Below are 23,164 nucleotides of genomic sequence, written 5' to 3' on the forward strand. Positions count from 1 at the left end.
CGAATTCATCCGTCGAGGCGTTCAAAAACGAGCGTGGCGTTGGTGCCGCCGAAGCCGAAGGAATTCGACAGGACCGTATCGATCTTGGCGTCATCGATGCGGCTGCGCACGATCGGCATGCCCTCGAATTCGGGGTCCAGCGTTTCGATATGGGCGCTTTCGCCGATGAAACGGTTCTGCATCATCAGGATGGAATAGATCGCTTCCTGCACGCCCGCCGCGCCGAGCGAATGGCCAGTCAGGGATTTCGTCGACTGGATATGCGGCGCGTCCGTTCCGAACACTTCGCGAATGGCGCCGATTTCCTTGCTGTCGCCCACCGGCGTCGAGGTGCCATGGGTGTTGATGTAGTCGACCTTGGACTTCACGGTCGACAGCGCCTGGCGCATGCAGCGGATGGCGCCCTCGCCCGACGGAGCCACCATGTCGTAACCGTCTGAGGTCGCGCCATAGCCGGTCAGTTCGCAATAGATCTTCGCGCCGCGCGCCTTGGCGTGTTCGAGTTCTTCGAGGATCAGCACGCCCGCGCCGCCGGCGATGACGAAGCCGTCGCGATTGGCGTCATAGGCGCGCGAAGCGGTTTCAGGCGTGTCGTTGAACTTCGACGACATGGCGCCCATGGCGTCAAACAGGTTGGACATCGACCAGTCCAGGTCTTCATGGCCGCCGGCGAACATCACGTCCTGCTTGCCCCATTGAATCATCTCCGCAGCGTTGCCGATGCAATGCGCCGAGGTGGAGCAGGCCGAGGAGATGGAATAGTTCACGCCATGGATCTTGAACCAGGTCGCGAGCGTGGCGGACGCCGTCGAGGACATTGCCTTGGGCACAGCGAAGGGGCCGACGCGCTTCGGGCTGTTGTTCTGGCGGGTAATGTCGGCAGCTTCGACGATCTGTCGCGTCGAAGGGCCGCCAGAGCCCATGATGATGCCAGTGCGCTCATTGGTGATATCGCTCTCTTCCAGGCCGGAATCGGCGATCGCCTGCAGCATGGCCACATGGTTCCACTGGCCGCCGGTCGACAGGAAGCGGGTGGCGCGGCGATCGATCATACCGGTCAGGTCGATCTTCGGAGCACCCCAAACCTGGCATTTGAAACCATGTTCGGCGAAGTCGGGCGCGTGAGTGATGCCGGACTTGGCGTTGCGCAGGGATTCGGTCACTTCCGCGGCGTTGCTGCCGATGGACGACACGATTCCCAGTCCTGTGACGACGACACGTCTCATGATTTCAAACCTTCATCTATTGGTCATGGAGCCAGAGCGAGGAATTCGCTCAGGCCGCTTTTTCCTGGAACAGACCCACGCGCAGGTCGCTCGCCTTGTAGATCACTTCGCCATCGGCCTTCATCCAGCCATCGGCGATGCCGAGCACGAGACGGCCGCGCATCACGCGCTTGAAGTCAATGCCGTATTCCACCAGCTTGGTCTTCGGCGTCACCATGCCGGTAAACTTCACTTCGCCGGTGGAAATGGCGCGGCCCTTGCCGGGTTCGCCAAGCCAACCCAGGAAAAAACCGGTCAACTGCCACATGGCGTCAAGACCCAGGCAGCCCGGCATCACCGGATCGCCTTCGAAATGGCAGGGGAAAAACCACAGATCCGGCGTGATGTCGAATTCGGCGCGGATCAGGCCCTTATCGTTGGGGCCCCCGGTTTCGGAAATCTCAGTGATGCGATGAAACATCAACATCGGCGGCAGCGGCAATTGCGCATTACCAGGCCCGAACATCTCACCATGCGAGCAGGTGAGGATTTCCTCGTAGGTGTAGCTTGATTTTTGAACGGCCATTTAAGGCTATCCCCCCTTTGCAATTCCAAGTCTTCACCGCCAGGACACGGGCGCCCTGGCTGATCTTGCTGCCGCCAATATAGGAAGAGAGGACAAAAAGCCAACCCAAAACACTGCTTTCCCGGGTGGACCAAGGGCTCTAGCGCCCGAATCCTGTTGAAAGCGATGCGGCGAGAGGCTATATCGTTGACCAAATTAGTCTAATTATAGGCGGCGCGGAGCAAGCGTTGATGGTCATGGAAGCAAAGACGACGTCGGAAGCGAAACTGCGGGAAGCGGGGCTCAGGCCGACGCGGCAACGCGTTGCGCTGGCCTCGCTGCTCTATGCCAAGGGCGATCGGCACCTGACCGTCGAGGAACTTCATGAAGAAGCGCTGGACGCCGGCATCAACGTGTCTCTTGCCACCGTCTACAATACGCTGCACCAATTTACCGAAGCCCGCATGATCCGCGTGCTGGCGGTGGAAGGCAGCCGTACATATTTCGACACAAACATCTCCGATCACCACCACTTCTTCGTGGAAGGGCGCAACGAGGTGCTCGACATTCCACAAAACAACATTTCCATCCATAATCTTCCCGCACCGCCGGAAGGCATGGAAATCTCTCATGTCGACGTGGTGATTCGTCTCCGCGAGAAGACTCAAGGCTGATCTTGCGACGTGTTGAGATTTCGAAGCCGCCGTTTTCGGCGGCTTTGTTGTTTTTTACAGTATGTCATTGGGGTTGCGGCCCGGCCGCGCCTTGTAGACCGGGAACGTCCAACCAAAGATCAAGGCGCCGCCGCGAATGACCAGACAGGTCGCCATCGCTGCGGCGAAGCAACCGAGTTGCGTCATGCCCAGCGCCGATGCTCCGGTAAACACCGCCGCTCCCGCCAGAGCCGCAGAAACGTAAATTTCCGGACGCAGAAGCACGGAGGGCTCGCCGGCGACGATGTCGCGCAGCACGCCGCCGAACGCGGCGGTCAGCATGCCCGTGACGATGGCGACGACAGGGGAGCCGGTGGCCGCCAGACCCTTTGCGGCGCCGAGCGCGGCATAGGCCGACAGCCCGACGGCATCAAGCCAGAGCAGCAGCTTGTAGCGGCTCTCCAGGAGATGCGCGGTGAAATAGACCAAAACACCCGAGCCGAGGCAGACCAGCATATAATTGGGATTTCGCACCCAGAAGACCGGCAACTGCCCAAGAATGACGTCGCGGAACGTGCCGCCGCCGATGCCGGTAATTGCCGCCAGGAACATGAAGCCGACGATATCGAGCTGTTTGCGGCTGGCCGACAGAGCGCCTGTCGCGGCAAAAAGCGCGATTGCGAGGTAATCAAGAAATTCAAGAATCGACATCGCTGGCCCCCCTCACGCCATCAGGCGCTTCTCTTGCGCGATGTCAATTGCTTCGCGCAAGGCCGATGTTATCTGATAGAGCCACCCAATCGAGGAGGTTCAACAATGGCGAGAACGAGAATTTTGTGCCTTGCACAGCGTCTGGCCTTTGTCGCGGCCATGCTGCTCGCGCCTTTGACAGCCTTTGCCGACGAGGCGGACGCCGTGCGCGAGCGAGAGCGCCAGGACTACGCCATGTCGTGTCAAGACGTAAAGTTCATGCCGGAGGCGATCTGGACCGGCGATGTCAACAAGGATGGACTAACGGACGCGATCGTCCAATCCGCTTCGGTCGCCTGCGACAACAGTTTCGGCGTCGACTGCACCGCACTTGGCTGCCCCATCAGGATCTATATCCAGACCGACGATGGGCGGATGGCCTATATCGGCCAGGTGCGGGGCTTCGGCTATGAGATCAGCTATCGCTACGGCATCCGCATTCTCGAATTCCGCATCGCCGGCAATCGCTGCCAAAAGGTCAACGCAGCGAAATGCGTCATGGTGGTGCGCGTCGACGGCCGCAAGCTCGTAACTTTGTCGACCGAATAATTCATCCCCTGCATGAGGGTGCTGCTCCCCTCGGGGGATGAGACCACCCGCCCTGTTTGTCGAGGACATCAGGAGAACAGCCGGCTCATCCATGGGATGTATAGGGGCTGACTTTCCGCCTGCTATCCTCCGCAGACCCTATGCCTTTTGAAGACGCGGGCTTGAACCGGCCAGCGTCGCCCTGAGGATTGCAAGCCATTCCCGAAGCGCGGTCGAGGTCAATTGCGCGTTCAAGGTCGGCTGGGTGAAATCAAGACGCAGCCTGACCCCGCCGCTGGCGCGGTAATCGCTAGGCCAGGGCGTCACCGTCACGCCTTGCGCCGAAAACAGCGAGACGGCGCGCGGCATATGATAGGCCGAGGTGATCAGCAGACAGTTCGACAAGCCCTCGCGTTCGAGCACTGTCTTGGTCAAGGCGACGTTTTCGGCCGTATTGCGGGACGCCTCCTCGCGCAAGAGCCTATCTGGATCAACCCCCATGGCGGAAAAGAAAGCGGGGGCGAGTTCGGCGTCGCCCGCATAATCGCCGGAGAAGGAGCCGTCGCCGCCCGATACCAGGATCTTCGCCTCGGGCCGCAACCGCGCGATGCGCGCCGCTTCGATGAAGCGATCGGCCGACTGGTTCATTTCCATACCGCCGCGGCCGGCGGTGACTTCGAGATCAAACGCGCCGCCCAGAACGATCATGCAGGCGAGCGGTTGCGGCAGATCCGGCCGTGGATAGACCGCCTCGAGACGTTGGAGCGCCCAGGCGCCCGTCGATGTGAACAGCGTGACGAACATGATGCCCGCTGCAATGGACGTGAGCGCCAGGGCCAGCCAGCGCCGCCCGAAAGCCATGGCGGCGATAGCAGCGAGCTTGAAGAGAAAGGCGAGTGACAGGGGCTGAACGACGAGCCAGAGGATCTTTCCCACAAAAAACATCCTGCCACCATTTCATCGCCTCAGGCGCGGCCGAAACTCTCCTGAGCCGGGGCCGCCGATTTCCGCCGGAGATAGCCAATGCCGAAGGCGAGCGCAACGCCGCCGCCGATAATGGCGAGGGCCAGAAGCGGCCTATAGGCGAACCAGCCGATGGCGATGACCGTCGGACCTATGATCAGGGTCAAGATCAGCGCGATGAGGCCAGTTCCGAAACCGATGATCGATCCGACAAAAGGCAGGAGATCGGCAATGATGCTGAACAGGCCGAACAGCAGGTTGAAGCCGATCAAGAGGCCGATCATGCCCGCCGCCCGGATGATCCAGGTGATGACGGTGTTTTCGGTCTGCGCATGGTCGAACATCGCCGTCGCATCCTGGCGACCGGCTTCGCTCAGGAAGATCTCGCGGCCGTTGGAGGTGGTGTACGGCTGAATCGTGTCGCCATCCTGCCGTCCGACGAAACTCGCTTCCTTGAGATCGATGCGCTCGAAGGTCACGCGCATGTCGCCGACCTGCGGCGAGGTGGCGGAGTAGCCAATATAGAGGCCGCCCTGATTGAGTTTGGCGGGGCTGCTGGTGGCGATATTGGCGCCGATGCGCTCCGCATCCTCAGCCGTGAGCGCGATTTTCGAACTATCGCCGAGGTCGGCCGCCTCATCGCCGGTGATGCGGAAGGCGCCGAGATCAGCCTGATCGACGACGGAGCGTGCGCCTTCAACCGCAAAGGCTGGATTGTCATGACCCTGCTGCTTGAAATCCGACGAGTCGACCGGCGACGCCTTCCACTCTTTCTCGTAGGAATAGGTCGTCGTGGTGGTCTCGCTGCCGCCGACATTCTTTTCGGACTTGGATTCGGATTTTTCCACCCACTGATACATCTCGACCTGGCGGACAACGCCAACGGCGCCCGGCGCGGCAACGCCGAAATCGGGATCCGAGACATCGGATTGCACCGAGATCGGTCCGGAGACATGAACGAGTTTCCCGTCATTGGCGGTATCGACGCTACTGGCGTCGACTGAGACAACCAGCCCCGCGCCCTCGACCAGCGCCCGATAGGTGTTGATCGCCCTGCCCTCATTTGTGAACAGGAAGTATATCGCGGCCAGAATGACGACAATGCCGATCAGGGTTCCAATCACGCCATTCTTGAGGCGCGTGAACCACGACGTGGTGGTGGTTTCCGTATAACTCATGACTTTCCCCTTTTTGGAACCGCCGCTTGGACCATTTCAATGGCTTCCGACGAGAACGGGCGTCGTGCCCCGATTATTCAGGCTTGCGCGAAGCTTGCGGCTTTTCCTGACCACAAGCGAAGTTTCGCCGAATTCTATTGCAAAACACCAAAAGAGTTTCAAATAGCGATTCACTTTCTTTTTTGGGGGCATCGAGAAATGAACGCGCAAATCGACCGAGGGGTCGCCGTCATCAACGGCTTCTTCGCCCGCTGGCATGGCGTCCTTTATGCCGTCTCGGCCTTTTTTCTGGGAATTTTCCTGAGCTGGCGGATTCTATCGCTGGCCACACCGTTGGGCGGCATTGAAATCGCCTTCCTGGTCGCCTGCCTGGCGGGGCTCGCGATTGGCCTTTGGATGCGCGGCGGAGAAATGCGATTCCTGTCGGTGCTGGCGACGATCGCCGTTTATGCCGGCGGCTTCGCACTGGCGGTCGCCATCTGGCGCACCCTTCAGGACGATCCGCAAGCGATCGAGGAATGGCAAGTCTGGCTGATTTTCACCGCGATCTTCATCTGCTGCTATTATGTGGCGATGACATGGTTCCGACCATCGCGGCGGCTGGACGCGATGACGCCGGAGGAGCGCGAGGAATATCTCGCCGTCCGCCGCGAAGAGACACGCCGCAAGGCGGAACTTCGTAGTTTGCCGTCGCAGGGCTGGTACCAGATCGCCTCCTTCGTCACCGGCGCCGCAATGATCGGCTCCTTCGCCACCACAGCTATCGGCTTCTATCACGAAATCGTCGATCCGCTCGATCCGCCGCTGGTGCAATATGGTATCCCGGTGGGCCTGTCGGCGCTTGCGGCGCTGATCATCTGGGCGGGATGGAACTTCGTCTTCCTGCGCATCCGGCTCGCCTCCAACATGGTCTCGCGCCTGTTCGGCTTCACTGTCGGCCTGATCGTGCTGGTGCCGCTGACGCTCGCCATCCATACCGTGTTCGGCATCATCGGCGTCGGCGGCGCAGAAGGCGTGCGCGCCCATAATCTCTGGTATGCCGATGTGCTCGACGCCTATGAGCGGCGCGTCGACGGCGAACGCGCCATCGAGGCCAACCGGCTGGCGGGCGCTCTGCAATATATGTCGAACCAGCTTCAGGCGGCTGCGCTCAACGAAGAGCGCACCGGACAGGGCTGCGGCGCAGGCAAGGGCTCCCTCTGGACCTTCTACACCGATTCCGCCTCGCGCACCCAGACGATCGTCGACATCGTCACCACGCGCAAGAACGCCAATCAGGACATCAAGGCCAAGATCGAGGATCTGCGCGCCCGTATTCGCCGCCCGGAGGCCAAGATCGAGGTCATCCAGCCCGAACTCGCCGCCCAGGCCGACCAGATCCGCAAGCAGATCATGGAGACCGACAATTCCTCGGCTATCCCGAGTGTCCGCACCTTCATCACGGAAACCCGCGCGACGGTGAATTCCGACGCCTTCTTCTCCGGCTGGTCGGCCTGCACGCTGGCCAAGAAAGACGTTATTCTCGCCCAGATCAACACGCTGATCGATTCCGTCGAGGAATCGATGCGCAGCGCTGAAAACGAAATCCGGGCGAAGAAAAACAGTTCCGAGTTCCGGATTCCGCCCGAGAATCGTATCGAGACCATTCCCTTCATCGACCGCTATTTCCATGGCGATCGCGGTCAGGCGATCCAGACTCCGGAGCAGGCGGCGGGCGACGTGCCGGTCTTCGTGCCGATGCGTCCCTTCTGGTCGGTGGTCTCCTATGCCGGCAGCCTGATGGGCTATATCGCACTGCAGCTGGCGCTCGACTTCTCGCCGGCGGTGTTGGGTCTCCTGTTCGCGCTGCTCGCGCCCTTCCCGCGCGCCCGCACGCGGCTCGGCAGGCTTTGGGAGAACTATTGGACGAAAAAAATGGAGCGCTGGGCCCCGCTAGAGGACGAACCAGCGCCGGCAGCGCCCCGGAAACCGGTGGCGCCGGAGCCGGTTGCGAAGACAGACGCTGTCGAGACTGAGACTGAAGCGGCGCCCGAAACGCCAGCGCCCGCTCCTTCACCTTCGTCGCAGCCGGCTCCCGAGCCCGAACCCGCGCCTGCATCGGCCCAACGTCGCGAACCCTCTTTCGATACAGAAGAGCCGCCAGCGGCTGACACCATAGAGGGCCGTGAACGCCCCGACGACATCCGGCCATGAAGCATCAAACCAAGGGCGCTTAGGCGCCCTTGGCCAGCATTTGCGGCTTGCGGCCAGCCCAAGGCCGCGCTTGTTCCAATTGTCCCGCCAGCCGGAACAATGTCGCCTCGTCTCCAAACCGGCCGACAAACTGCATGCCGATCGGCAAGCCACCCGCGCTCCAGCACAGCGGCACGGACATCGCCGGCTGGCCGGTGACGTTGAAGACCGCCGTCCAAGGCATGAAATCGAAGGTGGTCTCGGCCAGTTGCTTGACCAAGCCCATCTTCTTCAGGAGCCATCCGCCCTTGATCGCGCTCACCAGACGGATCAATCGCTTCTCGGCCTCTGTTGGCAGCAGCGATCCGATCGGAATCGGCGGCTTGGCGAGCGTCGGCGTCAACAAGAGGTCATAACCTTCGAAGAATCCCGCCACCTGCCGCGCCGCCAGCGACAGCCGGCGTGAGGCGCGCGCATAGTCGGAAGCGCTGAGCGCACTGCCAAACAGACCGAGCCCGAAACTCTGCGGGTCGAAATCCTGATAGCGCAAGGGTGCGCCGGCAGCCTCGGCGGTTTCTTCGAGATCGGCGCGCAGTTCGGCCGCCAATATGGTGACGAAATCAATCGAAAAGCGTTCGCGATCGATCGGCGGTGTCGCCTCGACGACGTCATGGCCGAGATCCGCGAGCAACTGCACCGTCTCGTCGAAGCCCGCAATCACCTCGGCATCGACCGCCTTGCCCATCAGCGGGCGGGCGGAGACGGCGATCTTGAGCCGACCCGCGGCAGCGCCGACGCAGGCGAAATAGCTTTCAGCCGGGGGCGGCGCCCAATATGGCGCGCCGACATCGGCCCCCTGGGTCAGGTCAAGCATCAATGCGGAGTCCCTGACGGAGCGGGTGAGGACATGCTCCACGACATATCCGTTCCAGCCCTCGCCGACATCTGGTCCGCTCGGCGTGCGCGCCCGCGTCGGCTTCAGTCCGAACAATCCGCAGGCGGAAGCGGGGATGCGGATCGAGCCGCCGCCATCGCCGCCCGAGGCCATGGGAACGATGCGCGCGGCGACCGCGGCGGCGGAACCGCCCGAAGAACCGCCAGGCGATCGGGATACATCCCAGGGATTGCGGGCTGCCCCCAGCGTCAAGCTCTCGGTATAGGGCGTCAGGCCGAATTCGGGCGTATTGGTTTTGCCGAGGATATTGAGACCCGCGGCCTTGAACCGCCTGACCATTTCACTGTCGCGCGCCGCCGGGCGTGTTTTCCAGAAACGGTTGCCCATCGAGGTCGGTTCGCCCGCGATATTGGCGAGGAGATCCTTGACCAGGAAGGGCACCCCGGCCAGTCTCCCCTCCCCCAGGGGAACTGCCGCATGCTTCCGCGCCTGCTCAAAAAGCGGAGCCACGATGGCGTTGAGGGCGGGATTGCGAGCCTCGGCGCGCGCGACGGCCATTTCGAGCGCCTCCGACGCCGTGAAGTCACCCTTTCGGATAGCGTCAGCGATGTCGATCGCGTCGAGGTCGTCAAAATCTTCAATCATCCCGGTCTCCTCAAATTCTTCCGTTTGCGTAAACGTCATTTGAGAGCAAAGCAGGACAAAAGAAAAGGCCCCGGGAGATAGCCGAGGCCTTGATTTACGGATCGGTCGTTGGACTGCGGCGCGGCTTACTTGGCCGGCGGCGGCAGCGGCGCGTCGGACTTTGAGTTCAGGAACGCGATGATGTCGGCGCGCTCCTGATCTTTCTTGTCGCCAGCAAAGCCCATGGCCGTGCCCTTGATATATTTCTTGGGAGCCAGCAGGAAATGATTCAGGTGGTCGAAGCCCCAGACTTCCTTACCGCCCTGGGCGAATTCCTTCATCGGGCCGGAATAGCTGAAATCGGCCAAATGGGCGATGGGTCGGCCGACGACGCCGTAAAGGTTGGGGCCTACTTTGTTGCCGCCACCCTTTTCGGCGCTATGACAGCTCGCGCATTTCTTAAACAGGGTTTCACCGCGCGCGGGATCGGCGCTCGCCATCAGGTCGGCGATCGGAACCATTGCCGGCGCTGCGTCCGCGGCCGGGGCTCCGCCTTCGGTGGGCTCGGCGGCAGCGATCTCAAAACCCGGCTTTTCCGGGTTTTCGGCATGGAACAGGCCCTCCGAGGCGATCGAAACCGACATCAGCACGAAAACCGTCCCCAGCAACGCGCCGATACCCATATTCACGTAAGAATTCATCTCGCAGAGCTCCCCTATTGCCAGATCCCGTCCGGCGCACCTTGAAATCGCGCGGAACCTATGTCTTTTGGCCCCCATGCGCAACTATAGTCAACCGTTCAGCGGTGAGACTAATTGACACTATTCTCGTGGAAAATGAAGGCCCGACATGACGAATCCTGCGTATGAAAACACTCTGATCCTCATTCCTGCGCGGATGGCCTCAACTCGACTGCCCGGCAAGCCGCTCGCCGATATTGGCGGGGCGCCGATGATCGTGCAGGTTGCGCGACGCGCCACGGAGAGCGGCGTCGGTCGTGTGACCGTCGCCGTCGACCATCCCGATGTCTTCGAGGCGGTGCGCAGCGCGGGGTTTGAGGTGGTCATGACGCGCGTCGATCATCAGTCCGGGTCGGATCGGATTTTCGAGGCGCTGGGTCACGCAGATCCCGACGGTAAAGCCGAATTCATTGTCAATGTGCAGGGTGACCTGCCGACCATCGAACCGGAATCAATCCGCGCCAGCCTGCGCCCGCTCCAAAACGCCGCAACCGACATCGCCACGCTGACGGTGGAAATTCAGGACGAGCACGAAAAGACCAATCCCAATGTCGTCAAGGTCGTCGGCTCCCCTCTGTCGGACACGCGCATGCGCGCGCTCTATTTCACTCGCGCCACCGCGCCTCATGGCGAAGGTCCGCTTTATCATCACATCGGGCTCTACGCCTATCGTCGCGCCGCACTCGAGAAATTCGTGTCGCTGTCGCCCTCGACACTGGAAAAACGGGAGTCGCTGGAACAACTCCGGGCGCTCGAAGCGGGCATGCGCATCGATGTCGAAATGGTTGACGCGGCGCCGCTCGGCGTCGATACTCCCGCCGACCTCGAAAAGGCCCGGGCGATCCTCGCCGCGAAATAACAGCAAGAAGATTGGGCGGAAGCGCATATCATGATCACCACCACCAACCGCATCGCGTTTCAGGGCGATTACGGCGCCAATTCCGACATGGCCTGCCGGGACCAGTTTCCCGAGATGAGCCCGCTTCCCTGCCCCACTTTCGAGGATGCCTTCATTGCGGTTGAGACAGGCGACGCCGATCTCGCCATGATCCCGATTGAAAACACGCTGGCCGGTCGCGTCGCCGATATCCATCGGTTGCTGCCGGAATCGCGGCTGCACATCGTCGGCGAATATTTCATGCCGATCCGCTTTCAACTGATGGTTCTGCCCGGCGTGAGGCATGATGAGATCCGCACCGTCCACAGCCATATCCATGCGCTGGGCCAGTGCCGCAAGATCGTGCGTCTGAACGGCTGGAAGCCTGTTGTGGCCGGCGACACCGCCGGCGCCGCCAAGCTCGTGTCGGAGGAAGGCGATCGCTCAATGGCCGCGCTCGCGCCACGGCTGGCGGCCGACCTTTACGGCCTCGACATCATTCAGGAAAATGTGGAAGACGCGGAAAACAATGTTACGCGTTTCGTGGTTCTCTCGCAAAAGGCCAAGCCTATCCTGCGCCAGAGCCGCGACGAAAAGATCATCACCACTTTCATCTTCAATGTCCGCAACATTCCCGCCGCGCTTTACAAGGCGCTTGGCGGCTTTGCGACCAACGGCATCAACATGACCAAACTCGAGAGCTATCAGCTTGGCGGCAAATTCATCGCAACGCAGTTCTACGCGGATATCGAGGGGCATCCGGAAGACGAAAACGTCAAGCAGGCAATGGAAGAGCTGAAATTCTTCTCGACCGAAGTCCGGCTGCTCGGCACCTACAAGGCGCATCCCATGCGCGACACGCTCTGATCGGAGAGGACCTCATGACCACCTGCATCTTCGTCCAATTGCAGTGCAAGCCAGGCAAAGCTTATGACGTCGCCGACCGGGTCTATGAGCGCGAGATCGCCTCGGAGATTTATTCGACCAGCGGCGAATTCGATCTGCTGATCAAGCTCTATATCCCCGACGGTCAGGACATCGGCCACTTCATCAACAACAACATCCTGGATATCGACGGAATCTCGCGTTCGCTGACCACGATGACGTTCAAGGCCTTCTGACGATCCCGTCGGCGCCCTTGTAGACGTTCCAATCGTATAGACGCGGCGGCTCGCGCGATTCCACGATGACGCCGTTTTCCTCGCAGCGGTAGATTCGTTCGACGACCGGCCCCGAGCGCCAACTCCTGACGCCGCCGCCGTCATGAACATCCCTGAGCGCTGTGGTGCAATTGAGGGATGGCTGCGGCTTGTCCTTCGGGTCGACGACGCCGGGCAGGCCCGAAAAAGGATAGTCGTCGGCCAGGGCAAGGGCGGGCGCGGCGGTCAGAACTGCGAGAATCAAAAAGGCGCGCATGCGCGGGAACTCCGGTTTCTGCTTCTATCTAGGTTATGGCAGTCGACCATCCAATATGCTCTCGATCAAGCAACAGGGCTTGGCGATAACCTTTCAGTGAGGCTGCCGCGTGAAGCTGCATTCCGTTTTAGGCCGCGATCGATTATAGCCGGATCATGACACAGAAAACCGGAGCCATCATGTCCGCCGCTATCCGCCTGCACAAGGGCGACATTTCCACCGACGCCGCCGCTCGCTACACCGGCGCCATCGCCATCGACACCGAAACGCTGGGCCTGGTGCCGCGCCGCGATCGGCTCTGCCTGGTCCAGCTGTCGTCCGGGGACGGCAGCGCCGACGTGATCCAGATCGCAGCCGGCCAGACGGAAGCGCCAAACCTCGCAGCAATGTTGGCCGACCCCGCCCGACAGAAGATCTTCCATTTCGGCCGATTCGATATCGCGGTGCTGTTTCACACGTTCGGCGTCACGACGACACCGGTTTTCTGCACCAAGATCGCTTCACGCCTGTGCCGGACCTATACAGATCGGCATGGACTGAAGGACAATCTCAAGGAAATGCTCGAAGTCGACATTTCCAAAGTCCAGCAATCCTCCGATTGGGCCGCCGAAACCCTGACCCAGGCGCAGCTGGAATACGCCGCTTCGGACGTGCTCTATCTGCATGCTTTGCGGGACCGGCTCAGCGACCGACTGACCCGCGACGGCCGCATGGCCCATGCTAAAGCCTGCTTCGATTTCCTGCCGACTCGCGCCAAGCTGGATCTTCTCGGTTGGGAAGAGACCGATATCTTCGCGCATAGCTGATCCTTGGCGGCGGGCGCAGCAGGCGTCCCGCCGTAATTGACATTTGTTAGGCCGCAAAGCGAGAACGCGTTATAGTCGTTGCTCCATCACAGGGAGCGCAGCATGTTTTCAAAGCTTTTTCAATATCTTGCGGCCATGTTCATTCTGTCCGGCTTTTCCATGGCAGCCCATTCCGCAGACCATCCTCCGATTGTTTTTGTTCACGGCGACAGCGACACCGCTGGCCTCTGGATGGTTCAGATGTGGCGGTTCGAGAGCAACGGCTATCCGCGCGATCGACTTTTTCCAGTCGACATTCCACACCCGTCCGCGCGTGGCGATGACGCCCAGCCCGAAGTCAACCGCTCTTCCACCGAGGACGCCGCGCGCGCGGTGTCGGCCAAAGTCGATGAAGCGCTCGCCAAGACCAGGGCCGACAAGGTGGTGCTGATCGCCAATTCGCGCGGTTGCCAGACATCACGGAATTATGTGAAGAATTTCGGCGGCAAGGACAAAGTCGCCGCCATGATCCTCACCGGATGCGTGCACAATGGCGTTTTCATTGCGCCGGATTTCGCCTTGGGATCGGAGTATAATGGAGCCGGTCGCTTCCTGAAGGCGCTCAACGAGGCGCCTGTCATTCCTGAGGGCATTCCGGTCACCATCATCAGGTCCGACCGCTTCGACCTCTATTCTCAACCGGATGGCAAGTTCATCGGCAATCCTGGCAAACCGACCGGCGCGAATTTCAGTTCACCGGACCTTAAGGGCGCAGACAACCGGATTCTTGCCGGAGCCGATCATCGCGAGACCGGCTATTCGCCCGACGCCTTCAAGATCATGTTCGCGGCTATCACGGGCGCGGCGCCCCAGACCACAGCGATCGCCCCTGAAGCGAGGCCAAGTTTGTCCGGCATCATTTCCGGCTTCGACAATGACGCGCCCAGCAATATGCCGCTCGCCGGAGCCAGCCTCACCATTCTCGCCACGGATAAAACAACCGGGGCTGACACGGGACAGCCCGTCTACGAAAGCAAGGTCGGCGAAGATGGCCGCTGGGGTCCGTTCCTGGCCAAGCCAGACCAGACTTACCTATTCGTCATCCGCGCGCCCGGCCTGCCGGTTTACAGGATCTACCGGTCCCCGTTCCCGCGTTCGTCCGACGTCGTCAATATCCGCCTTTACCCCGCCGAAGCTGGCGATGGACCTGCGGTTGGGGTCATGCGCCCGCGCGGCTATTTCGGTCCTGATGACATCGCTACCGCAAATGGCGCGACCTTTGCGGAAATCGACAGGACCGAACCGGTGCCGCATGTCTGGAAAGCCCGGATCGCCGGCTCTCCCGAGGCCGCCGTGATCGCCCGGTTCAACGACGAAACGCTTGCGGGACGCATATCCGGACCCGACGAGATTTCCTGGATCGAATTCACCTATTAGGACGCGTCGGAAGACGGTCGCCGGACCCCCAACCGGGCGATGACGTCGCCCGGTATCCCATAGCGCGCTACGATATCGCGTCCATTTCGCAGGCCGCAGACTTCACGCTGAATGAACAGCGCCTGCACCGCCTCCGCAGCGTCAAAGAGCAGGACGTCCCGCTTCTTGCCCTCGGCGTTTTGAAGTTGCGAGATCAACGCCTCGACTTTGAGGCCGGCTCGCCCGAGGCTGTCGGCGCGTTCCGACATCAATTCATATTCCAAGAGATTCATGGCGGACTCGCCCTGTCGTGAGGGCGCGAGCGCTTGTGGCGGACGAAGCGACATGACGTTAGCGTTCCATTAAGTATAATCAGTTAGTTTAATCTCAGATATAGGCTTACCCAGGCGCGATGCAACTGCGCTGCCGCTTGTCAGCAGGAGGGAAGCCGAAGGCGACATGAGCCGCTTTTTGTGCCCCAAACCCATGTTCCCCTTCCTCTCCATCGGGAGCAATGTGATGCTGACGACGTTCACTTCGGGCGTGACGCCCGCCGCCAGTCTAAAGACCAACAGTTCGGATCAGCGCATGTCACCGGCCTTCGCCGGCGCGCAGCCGCTCGGCGAGATTCATACCCAGATCCAGCCGCATCTACCGGCGCTCGGCCTTGAGCCGGAAGCCTTGCTGGCGAATGTCAAAACCGAAACCGCCACCGCCCTCAACCAGACGGTGCTGCAGACCCTGGCTGCCGCCGTGGCGGCAAGGATGGGAATAGAGCGCCTGCCGGACGAAATGCTAGAGGCCTTCTTCATCCGCCTTGCAGCCGCGATAGAACGCAAGCCGCTCATCGAACAGGGCAAGATCGAAACCCGCGCGGGACTGAAGGCATTGCAAATTCCTCTGTCCGACCTGGGACCGGCGCTGCGCGACCCATCGGGCCCGGTCGCAGCACGGCTAACAGCCAAGGCGGAAGCGCCCATGGCTGCGCCACAGAAGACCGCAGCCGCCGGGATCACCGATTCTTACCTCCAGACAGGCTCGACGCCCGCCCGCAGCGCCGAAACCGTCGCGATGAGCGAACGCAACCGGCTGTCGACCGATAACGGAAACTTACTGTTCCAGAGCGCCATCGCCAAAACCGGCGAAACTGATGCCGACAATGCATCGCAAACCCAATTCCGCACCCTTTTTACACCCGATACAGCCGGGTTCGAGCGGGAGAGGCCAGCGGCGCTCATGCCCGACCAAGGGGACTTCGAGAGGGACACAGTTGCGCGAAGGGGCGCAGGACCAGCGGCGAGCGGCCAACATGGCCGCTCCGCCGCGGGTCCGAACGGCGTTCCCCAAACGACCGAGCAGCCGGCGCGCGCCTCCGCCGTAGCGCCTCCGCCGCAGGACGCGAATGCAGACGGATCAGACAGGCCTGCCAACGCAGGCTCCATCACTTTTGCCTCGGATCCGGAAATCCCAGGCCCGGTCGCCAAAGTGCAACCAAATCTTGCGCCGCAAAAGCCGCAGGACTTGCAGGACGTCCCCCCCGGCGTTTCCAAGGACATCCTGCTGGGCGCGGATCCAACGCAAATGAGCGAGGATACATCCACTCTGCGGCAGCCAAGGACGCTGTTGGCAGCTGTCAAGCAGACGTCGGATGCGCTGCCGACGGGCGGGCGCATGGTGGTCCTGGAAACGCCATCCCTCGATCCGACGTCGGAATTTGGGGAAAAAGTAGACGAAGCCGATATGCAGCGGAGATTGTTCCGCATGCTCACTCCCATCCGCTCCGCCTCGGAAGACGGTTCTGCGATCACCGCCGAACCTCAGCACGCTCCAGCCGCCAAGAATACTGCAGACGCAAAGGACATGGCGTCCTCGCCCGCTTTGAATGAAGATGTGGAAATCGCCACGGAACGGTCAGCGCGGTCTCGCGACGTGATCGGTTCGACGCTGCTTCCATCTTCGATCATTGCGTCACCGGCGGACACCGACCAGCGGAGCCAAGCGGCTCCGCATTTTGGGCTTCCGTTCGGCTATGTCACGCCACCCCCGGCCATCGACGGTTTCGAAGCGCAAGAGGTCGAGAACGACGGGCGCGCGCGCCGCGAAAAAGATTCGGATGACGAGGATGCCGAGGAGGATTCGGAGACGCCCGAGCAGCGTCGCGAACGCAAGGCCCGGCAATCGGTCGATCAACTGCTGCAGCATGAGCCCGAACCGACATCTGGCGTCGCCGTCAACCGCGATTCCAGCGAGGCTGACCGGGCATTCGCTTATTATCAGCGCCTTGCGGGCTTCTGATAACAGGAATCATTGATACGAACTCCGATGATCGGACCGGTTCATCCTCCCGCCTGGAGAAACCCGTCGTCCTACCAGAAGGTCGGATGTCCGTTTTCGGCCCATCGACGCAATCTGTGTCGATGATTTCGGGCCCGAGACCGGATTTCCGGCTTGGAGTCGCCACAAAAACAAACCCCGCCGGCCAGAGCCGACGGGGTCAGTAACTTCAATCGACGAGAGGCTTATTCGCCGCCGCGGTTCTTCAGAGCCGCGCCGAGAATGTCGCCGAGCGACGCGCCCGAGTCGGACGAACCGAACTGAGCGACGGCTTCCTTCTCTTCGGCGATTTCCAGCGCCTTGATCGAAAGCTGAACCTTACGGTCCTTCTTGGAGAAGTTGGTGACGCGCGCGTCGACAACCTGACCGACCTGGAAGCGCTCGGGGCGCTGTTCGTCGCGATCGCGGGACAGGTCCGCGCGGCGGATGAACGACACCAGCTCTTCGTGGTTGACCAGCTTCACTTCGATGCCGCCATCGTTGGTGGCGAGCACTTCGCACGAGACGACGGCGTTCTTGCGCAGATCGCCAGACGTTGCGGCTTCGCCGACAGCGTCCTTGCCGAGCTGCTTGATGCCGAGCGAGATGCGCTCCTTGTCGACGTCCACATCGAGAACGACAGCCTTGACGACATCGCCCTTGTTGAACTCTTCGATGACCTGTTCGCCCGGACGGTTCCAGTCGAGGTCGGAGAGGTGCACCATGCCGTCAACGTCGCCGTCGAGGCCAATGAACAGGCCGAATTCGGTCTTGTTCTTGACTTCGCCTTCAACGACTGCGCCAGCCGGATGGGCATTGGCGAAGGCCTGCCAGGGGTTCTCAAGCGTCTGCTTGAGGCCGAGCGAGATGCGGCGCTTGGACGGATCGACTTCGAGAACGACGACATCGACTTCCTGCGTGGTCGACAGGATCTTGCCGGGATGGACGTTCTTCTTGGTCCAGGACATTTCGGAGATGTGGATGAGGCCTTCGATGCCAGGCTCCAGCTCAACGAACGCACCGTAATCGGTGATGTTGGTGACAGTGCCGGTGATCTTCTTGCCAACCGGATACTTGGCGCCAATATCGCCCCAGGGATCGGACTCGAGCTGCTTCATGCCGAGCGAGATACGATGGGTTTCCTGGTTGATGCGGATGATCTGAACCTTGACCTGCTGGCCAATGGACAGGATTTCCGACGGATGGTTGACGCGACGCCAAGCCATATCCGTGACGTGCAGCAGACCATCGATGCCGCCGAGATCGACGAATGCGCCGTAATCGGTGATGTTCTTGACAACGCCTTCAACGACCTGACCTTCTTCAAGGTTCTGGACGATTTCAGAACGCTGCTCAGCGCGGGACTCTTCGAGAACCGTGCGGCGCGACACGACGATGTTGCCGCGACGCTTGTCCATCTTGAGGATTTCGAAGGGCTGCGGAACATGCATCAGCGGGGTGACGTCGCGGATCGGACGGATGTCGACCTGCGAGCGCGGCAGGAAGGCGATGGCGCCGTCGAGATCGACGGTGAAGCCGCCCTTGACCTGGTTGAAGATCACGCCTTCGACGCGTTCGCCGGCGTTGAACTTGACTTCCAGCTTGGTCCAGCTTTCCTCGCGGCGAGCCTTCTCGCGCGACAGGACAGCTTCGCCCATGGCGTTTTCGATGCGATCGACATAAACTTCAACTTCGTCGCCGACCTTCAGCGTGCCGTCCTTGGCGCGGGCGCCGAATTCCTTGAGCGCGATGCGGCCTTCGACCTTGAGGCCGACGTCAACGATGGCGACGTCCTTCTCAATGCCGGTAATGATGCCCTTGGTCACATAGCCTTCGGCGAGGTCGACCTTGGAAAAGGATTCTTCGAGGAGGGACGCGAAGTCCTCCTTCAGGGAGTTAGCTGCGGACATTGGTTCTCCAAACAGGCGACGATTTGTCAAAAAAGCCGCCGAAAAGCGCCGGGGGTTAGGTTGTACACAGATCGTCCCGATGGTCCGGCCCTTTTAATGTCAGGGCTGTTCCGGCGCGCGGAGCATGGGAAAACCTATTTCAAGCGAGCGTCGATGATAGCCTTCGCTGCCTGAAACGCCGCCTCTATACCCATTTCAGACGTATCAATCAAGTGCGCATCAGCCGCTGGTTTCAACGGACTGTCGGCGCGTCCCATATCACGCGCGTCTCGCTGAATCAGATCGGCGAGAACCGTTTTGAAATCGCCCGATCCGCCACTGGCGCGAATTTCGTCCAGCCGCCTTTGGGCGCGCACTTCCGGCGAGGCCGTCACGTAAAGTTTCACTTCCGCATCCGGGCAGACCACGGTGCCGATGTCGCGACCGTCGAGCACCGCGCCAGGCTCCCGGTGCGCAAAGCGCCGCTGCGCCTCTACGAGTTCTCGCCGCATATCCGGCATCACGGCAATGCGGGATGCCGCCTCGCCAATCGCATGCGCCGATAAAACGGTTCGATCGAGCTGCGAAAGATCAAGCCGCCGCGCGGCGCCGGCGGCCTGGGTTTCATCGTCAAGGGCAAGCCCTTGATCGAGCATGGCCTTGGCCACCGCGCGATATGTGAGGCCGGTGTCGAGGTGATGAAAGCCATAGGCGTCCGCGATCTTCCGGGAGAGCGTTCCCTTTCCGGCGGCGGCGGGGCCATCGATGGCTATTGTCGGCATTCCCAAATCCTGATCGTCACAAGAATCATGAAACTATCGCATTGGCGCGAAGTTTTTCATAGGCAGAGACGCGGCCCTTGCCAAGCTCAAGCCGGCGAATTGGTTTGGAACTATGTTCGTTACGCCGCCGGGCGGCGCTAGGCCCGGCTGAGCGCCACGACAGGATCGAGCCGAGAGGCGTTGCGCGCCGGCAGGAAGCCGAACAGGATGCCGATCAGCGTGGAGACGACGAATGCGCCGATGATCGACGGCGTCGAATAGATGAAGGCGAATTTATCGGTCAGCAGCGACACGAGCCCGCCAAGACCAAAAGCCGTCGCCACCCCGAGGAAACCACCGACGAAGCACACCAGCACCGCTTCGGTCAAAAACTGCTGGAGAATATCCGAGCGGCGCGCGCCGACCGCCATGCGCACGCCGATCTCCTGCACCCGCTCGGAGACGGACACCAGCATGATGTTCATCACGCCAATGCCGCCGACGACCAACGAAATCACCGCGATAGCCGCCACCAGCAGCGTCAGTGTCTGCGCGGTCGCCGTGATCGTCTGGCGGATCTGGTCGGTGTTGAAAATGAAGAAGTCCTTGCTTCCATGCCGCGCCGTCAAAAACTCGGTCGCCGCCTGTTCGGCGAGCGTCGTATTGGCGTCGTCCGCGACCTTGAGGAGAATGGAGCGCAGGCTTGTTTCCCCCGTCATGCGGGCCTGAACAGTCGAGAACGGCAGGTAGACGTTCAGGTTGCCGGAACCGCCGAAACTCTGCTCTTGAGGCTCGATGACTCCGATGATCCGACAGGGGACCGAACCGACCAGCAGGATCTGGCCGACGGCGTCCTCGTCGGAAAACAGCGTCTTGCGGGTATTGTCGTCGATGACGACGTCCTGGGCGAGCGTATCGACGCTCGAAGCGTCGAAAAAACGACCGGAGGCGAGCGAGGCGTTGCGCACACTGAAAAAACCGGGGCCGACGCCGTTGACGAGCGCCGAGGCCTCCTGAGATCCACGCCGCAAGGTCAGGCTCTTCGTCACCGTCGGGGTAACCCCGGCTGCGTAAGGCTGGGCGGCGAGCGCCTCCGCATCGGCAAGGACCAGCGTCTGGACCTTTTCGGAGCGGACATCGCCGAAATTCTTGCCGGGGAAAATTTCCAGCGTATTGGCGCCCAGGCGGGAAATCTCCTCCAGCACGATCTTCTGCGAGCCCGCGCCGATCGCCACGACGCTGACGACGGAGGCGATGCCGATGATGATGCCGAGCATGGTGAGAAAGGTGCGCAATCGATGCGCGTTCATGGCGATGAGCGCCATGCGAAACGCCTCGCCAAACCGGTCGAAACCGGCCATGACGGCGTTTCCGGACGCGGCTTTCCGCCGCGAAACCGGGTCCGACGCCGAAACAGGTTTCCGCGCCGCGGCCTCAGTCCTGCGGTCTGCGACGATCCGGCCGTCGGAAATCTCCACCACACGATGGGCGCGGCGGGCCACGGCCATGTCATGGGTGACAATGATCACCGTATGGCCCTCGGCGTTCAACTCTTCGAGGATCTTCAGCATCTCCTCGCCTGTCTTCGTGTCGAGCGCGCCGGTCGGCTCATCGGCGAGGATGACGTCGGCCCCATTGATGAGCGCGCGCGCGATCGACACGCGTTGCTGCTGGCCGCCCGACAACTGGCCGGGTCGATGGGTCAGCCGCTCGCCCATGCCCAGGCGCTCCAGCATCGCTTTTGCGCGGCTGCGCCGCTCGGACGCGGACATGCCGGAATAGATCGCCGGTATCTCGGCGTTGGACAGCGCCGTCAGTTCCCCGAGCAGATGATATCGCTGGAAAATGAAGCCAAAATGCTCGCGGCGCAGCTGGGCGAGCTCGTCGGGATCGAGATCCGATGTCAGCCGCCCGCCAATGCGGTAGTCCCCACCGCTCGGTCGGTCCAGACAGCCGAGAATATTCATCAACGTGGATTTGCCCGAACCCGAGGGGCCGATGATCGCGACGAATTCGCCACTGGCGATTTCGAGATCCACGTCCTCAAGGACAGTGATTACATCTTCGCCAGCGGGAAATTCCCGCCGGACCTTGCGGAGCGAGATGAGCGGGTCAGCCATGGCTAGAGCCTCATCGGCGGCGGGCCGAAATCATTGGTGGCCTGGGCCGTGGCGGAGCCCCGGCTGGTCACCACCACATCCCCCTCCTCGAGCCCCGATTTGATTTCAGTGCGCAATTTGTCGCTCAGGCCGATTTCGACCTCGCGCAGGACAATCGTCTTTTTGGGCCCGACCACCTCGACGCGATTCTTGCCGCCGGGTGTCGCGGGCGGACGAATTGCGGAGGCGGGAACGAGCACAACATTATCGGCGCGGCCCAGCACGATATGCACTTGCGCGGTCATATAGGTCTTGAGAACCCCATCGGCATTGGGCGCGGTGAACCGGCCGTAGTAGTATATGGCTTCTGATGTCGAGGACGAACTGCTGGAGCTGCTCGACGAACTGGAGGTCGAAATCTCCGAATCCGAACGCAGGCTGTCAGGAGCCGGGTCGATTGAATCGAGCTTTGCGTCCCAGCGCCGGTCGCCATCGCCGAGCACGGTGAAATAGACATCCTGCCCTGGCCTGACATTGACGACATCCGCTTCGGAAATCTCCGCCTGGATCAACATGCGATCGATTTGGCCGAGAACGACGATGGTTGGGGCCGTTTGCGTGGCGTTGACCGTCTGGCCCTGTTGCGCCACGATCAGCAGCACCGTTCCATCCATGGGCGCGGTGATCCTGGTATAGCCGAGATCCACCTTGGCGTTGGCCACCGCCACCTCGGCTTCGGCGATCTGCGCCTCGAGCGCGGCGATCTGCGCGCGCGTGGTCGCCACCGTCGTCTCGGCGCTTTCGAAGGCGTCCTGCGAGGTGGCGCGACTGGGCAGGCCCTGCCGCGATCGTTCAAGCGCCGACAAAGCATAGGTCAACGACGCTTGTTTCTCGTCTCGTTGAGCCCGGACATTGGCGAGCGAAGCTTCGGCGGTCTTGAGCGCATTCTGCTGGGTCAGACTGTCGATCTCGGCGATCAGATCGCCTTCGGACACCGTCTGGCCAAGCTTGACATGGAGATCGGTGATCCGGCCGGAGGCTTGCGCGCCCACCGCCACCAGTCTTGCCGGACGCACGGTCCCGGTCGCCAGAACCGCCACCTCGATATCGCCGCGCGAGGCCTTGGACGTAATAACATTGGCCAGGGGATCGTCGGCCTCGGTTCGGCTGAGCCAAAAGTAGCCGCCGGCCGCCGCAATCAGCAGGATTGCCAGCGTCAGCCAGCCAGCCCATTTTTTCATTGTCGTCGGACTCCATTCGATGCGCCATCCGGCCGAATGGACGTCTTCCATTTCGCGCGCTTCTATGGCGAGCGTGGTTGAAGAGAGGTCCGGC

At 61.4% G+C, this 23,164-nt stretch carries 22 protein-coding genes; 9 read left to right on the plus strand and 13 right to left on the minus strand.

Annotated elements, in window-relative coordinates; all coding sequences use genetic code 11:
• Positions 1 to 5: 5 nt before the first annotated feature.
• Positions 6 to 1,226 (minus strand): beta-ketoacyl-ACP synthase I, encoded by a 1,221-nt coding sequence (gene fabB / locus M2360_RS00850; protein ID WP_280772474.1) that lies wholly within the window; start codon positions 1,224 to 1,226, stop codon positions 6 to 8.
• Between the two features lie 49 nt (positions 1,227 to 1,275).
• Positions 1,276 to 1,791: a 3-hydroxyacyl-[acyl-carrier-protein] dehydratase FabA gene (gene fabA / locus M2360_RS00855; protein WP_280772475.1), complete on the minus strand. Its 516-nt coding sequence runs from the start codon at positions 1,789 to 1,791 to the stop codon at positions 1,276 to 1,278.
• A gap of 230 nt (positions 1,792 to 2,021) precedes the next feature.
• On the opposite strand from fabA, the gene irrA reads away from it, so the two are divergent.
• Positions 2,022 to 2,444: an iron response transcriptional regulator IrrA gene (irrA, locus tag M2360_RS00860; protein ID WP_280772476.1), complete on the plus strand. Its 423-nt coding sequence runs from the start codon at positions 2,022 to 2,024 to the stop codon at positions 2,442 to 2,444.
• Between the two features lie 54 nt (positions 2,445 to 2,498).
• Here the strand turns inward: irrA and M2360_RS00865 are convergent, their stop codons facing one another.
• Positions 2,499 to 3,134 carry a trimeric intracellular cation channel family protein gene (locus M2360_RS00865; protein WP_280772477.1) on the minus strand — a complete coding sequence of 212 codons (636 nt, stop codon included), beginning with the start codon at positions 3,132 to 3,134 and terminating at the stop codon, positions 2,499 to 2,501.
• Between the two features lie 105 nt (positions 3,135 to 3,239).
• Between M2360_RS00865 and M2360_RS00870 the strand changes: the two genes are divergently transcribed.
• A complete protein-coding gene (locus M2360_RS00870) occupies positions 3,240 to 3,722 on the plus strand; it encodes a hypothetical protein (protein WP_280772478.1) in 483 nt (160 codons plus the stop codon).
• Positions 3,723 to 3,860: 138 nt separating this feature from the next.
• Here M2360_RS00870 and M2360_RS00875 read toward each other — a convergent pair whose 3' ends face one another.
• Together M2360_RS00875 and M2360_RS00880 are read right to left on the minus strand one after the other, a co-directional pair.
• Complete coding sequence (locus tag M2360_RS00875; RefSeq protein ID WP_280772479.1) at positions 3,861 to 4,646, minus strand: YdcF family protein; 786 nt, start codon at positions 4,644 to 4,646, stop codon at positions 3,861 to 3,863.
• A 20-nt stretch (positions 4,647 to 4,666) separates the two neighbouring features.
• A complete protein-coding gene (locus tag M2360_RS00880; protein ID WP_280772480.1) occupies positions 4,667 to 5,842 on the minus strand; it encodes a TMEM43 family protein in 1,176 nt (391 codons plus the stop codon).
• A gap of 198 nt (positions 5,843 to 6,040) precedes the next feature.
• On the opposite strand from M2360_RS00880, the gene M2360_RS00885 reads away from it, so the two are divergent.
• Positions 6,041 to 8,035, plus strand: coding sequence for a hypothetical protein (locus M2360_RS00885; protein WP_280772481.1), 1,995 nt, complete (start codon positions 6,041 to 6,043; stop codon positions 8,033 to 8,035).
• 19 nt (positions 8,036 to 8,054) lie between these two features.
• Here M2360_RS00885 and M2360_RS00890 read toward each other — a convergent pair whose 3' ends face one another.
• Both M2360_RS00890 and M2360_RS00895 read right to left on the minus strand, forming a co-directional pair.
• Complete coding sequence (locus tag M2360_RS00890) at positions 8,055 to 9,554, minus strand: amidase family protein (protein WP_280772482.1); 1,500 nt, start codon at positions 9,552 to 9,554, stop codon at positions 8,055 to 8,057.
• A gap of 125 nt (positions 9,555 to 9,679) precedes the next feature.
• Positions 9,680 to 10,234, minus strand: a complete 555-nt coding sequence (locus M2360_RS00895; RefSeq protein ID WP_280772483.1) for a cytochrome c family protein — start codon at positions 10,232 to 10,234, stop codon at positions 9,680 to 9,682.
• 148 nt (positions 10,235 to 10,382) lie between these two features.
• Here M2360_RS00895 and M2360_RS00900 point away from each other — a divergent pair, with 148 nt between their 5' ends.
• From M2360_RS00900 to M2360_RS00910, 3 genes are read left to right on the plus strand one after another with little or no spacing between them, the layout of a single operon-like run.
• On the plus strand, positions 10,383 to 11,132 hold the full coding sequence (locus M2360_RS00900; RefSeq protein WP_280772484.1) for a 3-deoxy-manno-octulosonate cytidylyltransferase: 750 nt from the start codon (positions 10,383 to 10,385) through the stop codon (positions 11,130 to 11,132).
• A gap of 30 nt (positions 11,133 to 11,162) precedes the next feature.
• Positions 11,163 to 12,017, plus strand: coding sequence for a prephenate dehydratase (locus M2360_RS00905; RefSeq protein WP_280772485.1), 855 nt, complete (start codon positions 11,163 to 11,165; stop codon positions 12,015 to 12,017).
• A gap of 14 nt (positions 12,018 to 12,031) precedes the next feature.
• Complete coding sequence (locus tag M2360_RS00910) at positions 12,032 to 12,271, plus strand: Lrp/AsnC ligand binding domain-containing protein (RefSeq protein ID WP_280772486.1); 240 nt, start codon at positions 12,032 to 12,034, stop codon at positions 12,269 to 12,271.
• Here the strand turns inward: M2360_RS00910 and M2360_RS00915 are convergent.
• Positions 12,258 to 12,566, minus strand: coding sequence for a hypothetical protein (locus tag M2360_RS00915; protein WP_280772487.1), 309 nt, complete (start codon positions 12,564 to 12,566; stop codon positions 12,258 to 12,260). The genes M2360_RS00910 and M2360_RS00915 overlap by 14 nt on opposite strands.
• Positions 12,567 to 12,745: 179 nt before the next feature.
• Between M2360_RS00915 and M2360_RS00920 the strand changes: the two genes are divergently transcribed.
• Both M2360_RS00920 and M2360_RS00925 read left to right on the plus strand, forming a co-directional pair.
• Positions 12,746 to 13,372, plus strand: coding sequence for a ribonuclease D (locus tag M2360_RS00920; RefSeq protein ID WP_280772488.1), 627 nt, complete (start codon positions 12,746 to 12,748; stop codon positions 13,370 to 13,372).
• A 102-nt stretch (positions 13,373 to 13,474) separates the two neighbouring features.
• Positions 13,475 to 14,788: a hydrolase gene (locus tag M2360_RS00925; RefSeq protein WP_280772489.1), complete on the plus strand. Its 1,314-nt coding sequence runs from the start codon at positions 13,475 to 13,477 to the stop codon at positions 14,786 to 14,788.
• Here M2360_RS00925 and M2360_RS00930 read toward each other — a convergent pair.
• Complete coding sequence (locus M2360_RS00930) at positions 14,785 to 15,114, minus strand: DUF6665 family protein (RefSeq protein WP_280772490.1); 330 nt, start codon at positions 15,112 to 15,114, stop codon at positions 14,785 to 14,787. The two genes, M2360_RS00925 and M2360_RS00930, sit on opposite strands and share 4 nt — an antisense overlap.
• Positions 15,115 to 15,286: 172 nt before the next feature.
• On the opposite strand from M2360_RS00930, the gene M2360_RS00935 reads away from it, so the two are divergent.
• Positions 15,287 to 17,062, plus strand: coding sequence for a hypothetical protein (locus tag M2360_RS00935; protein ID WP_280772491.1), 1,776 nt, complete (start codon positions 15,287 to 15,289; stop codon positions 17,060 to 17,062).
• Between the two features lie 224 nt (positions 17,063 to 17,286).
• Here the strand turns inward: M2360_RS00935 and rpsA are convergent, their stop codons facing one another.
• From rpsA to M2360_RS00955, 4 genes are all read right to left on the minus strand, one after another.
• Positions 17,287 to 18,990, minus strand: coding sequence for a 30S ribosomal protein S1 (gene rpsA / locus M2360_RS00940; RefSeq protein ID WP_280772492.1), 1,704 nt, complete (start codon positions 18,988 to 18,990; stop codon positions 17,287 to 17,289).
• A gap of 134 nt (positions 18,991 to 19,124) precedes the next feature.
• The gene (gene cmk / locus M2360_RS00945) at positions 19,125 to 19,751 is read right to left on the minus strand and encodes a (d)CMP kinase (RefSeq protein WP_280772493.1); all 627 of its coding nucleotides are present in this window, start codon (positions 19,749 to 19,751) and stop codon (positions 19,125 to 19,127) included.
• A 137-nt stretch (positions 19,752 to 19,888) separates the two neighbouring features.
• Positions 19,889 to 21,850 (minus strand): MacB family efflux pump subunit, encoded by a 1,962-nt coding sequence (locus tag M2360_RS00950; protein ID WP_280772494.1) that lies wholly within the window; start codon positions 21,848 to 21,850, stop codon positions 19,889 to 19,891.
• A gap of 2 nt (positions 21,851 to 21,852) precedes the next feature.
• Positions 21,853 to 23,070: an efflux RND transporter periplasmic adaptor subunit gene (locus M2360_RS00955; RefSeq protein ID WP_280772495.1), complete on the minus strand. Its 1,218-nt coding sequence runs from the start codon at positions 23,068 to 23,070 to the stop codon at positions 21,853 to 21,855.
• Positions 23,071 to 23,164: the final 94 nt, after the last annotated feature.

This window comes from Rhizobium sp. SG_E_25_P2 (genome assembly GCF_029892285.1).
Taxonomy (GTDB): Bacteria; Pseudomonadota; Alphaproteobacteria; order Rhizobiales; family Rhizobiaceae; genus Rhizobium_E.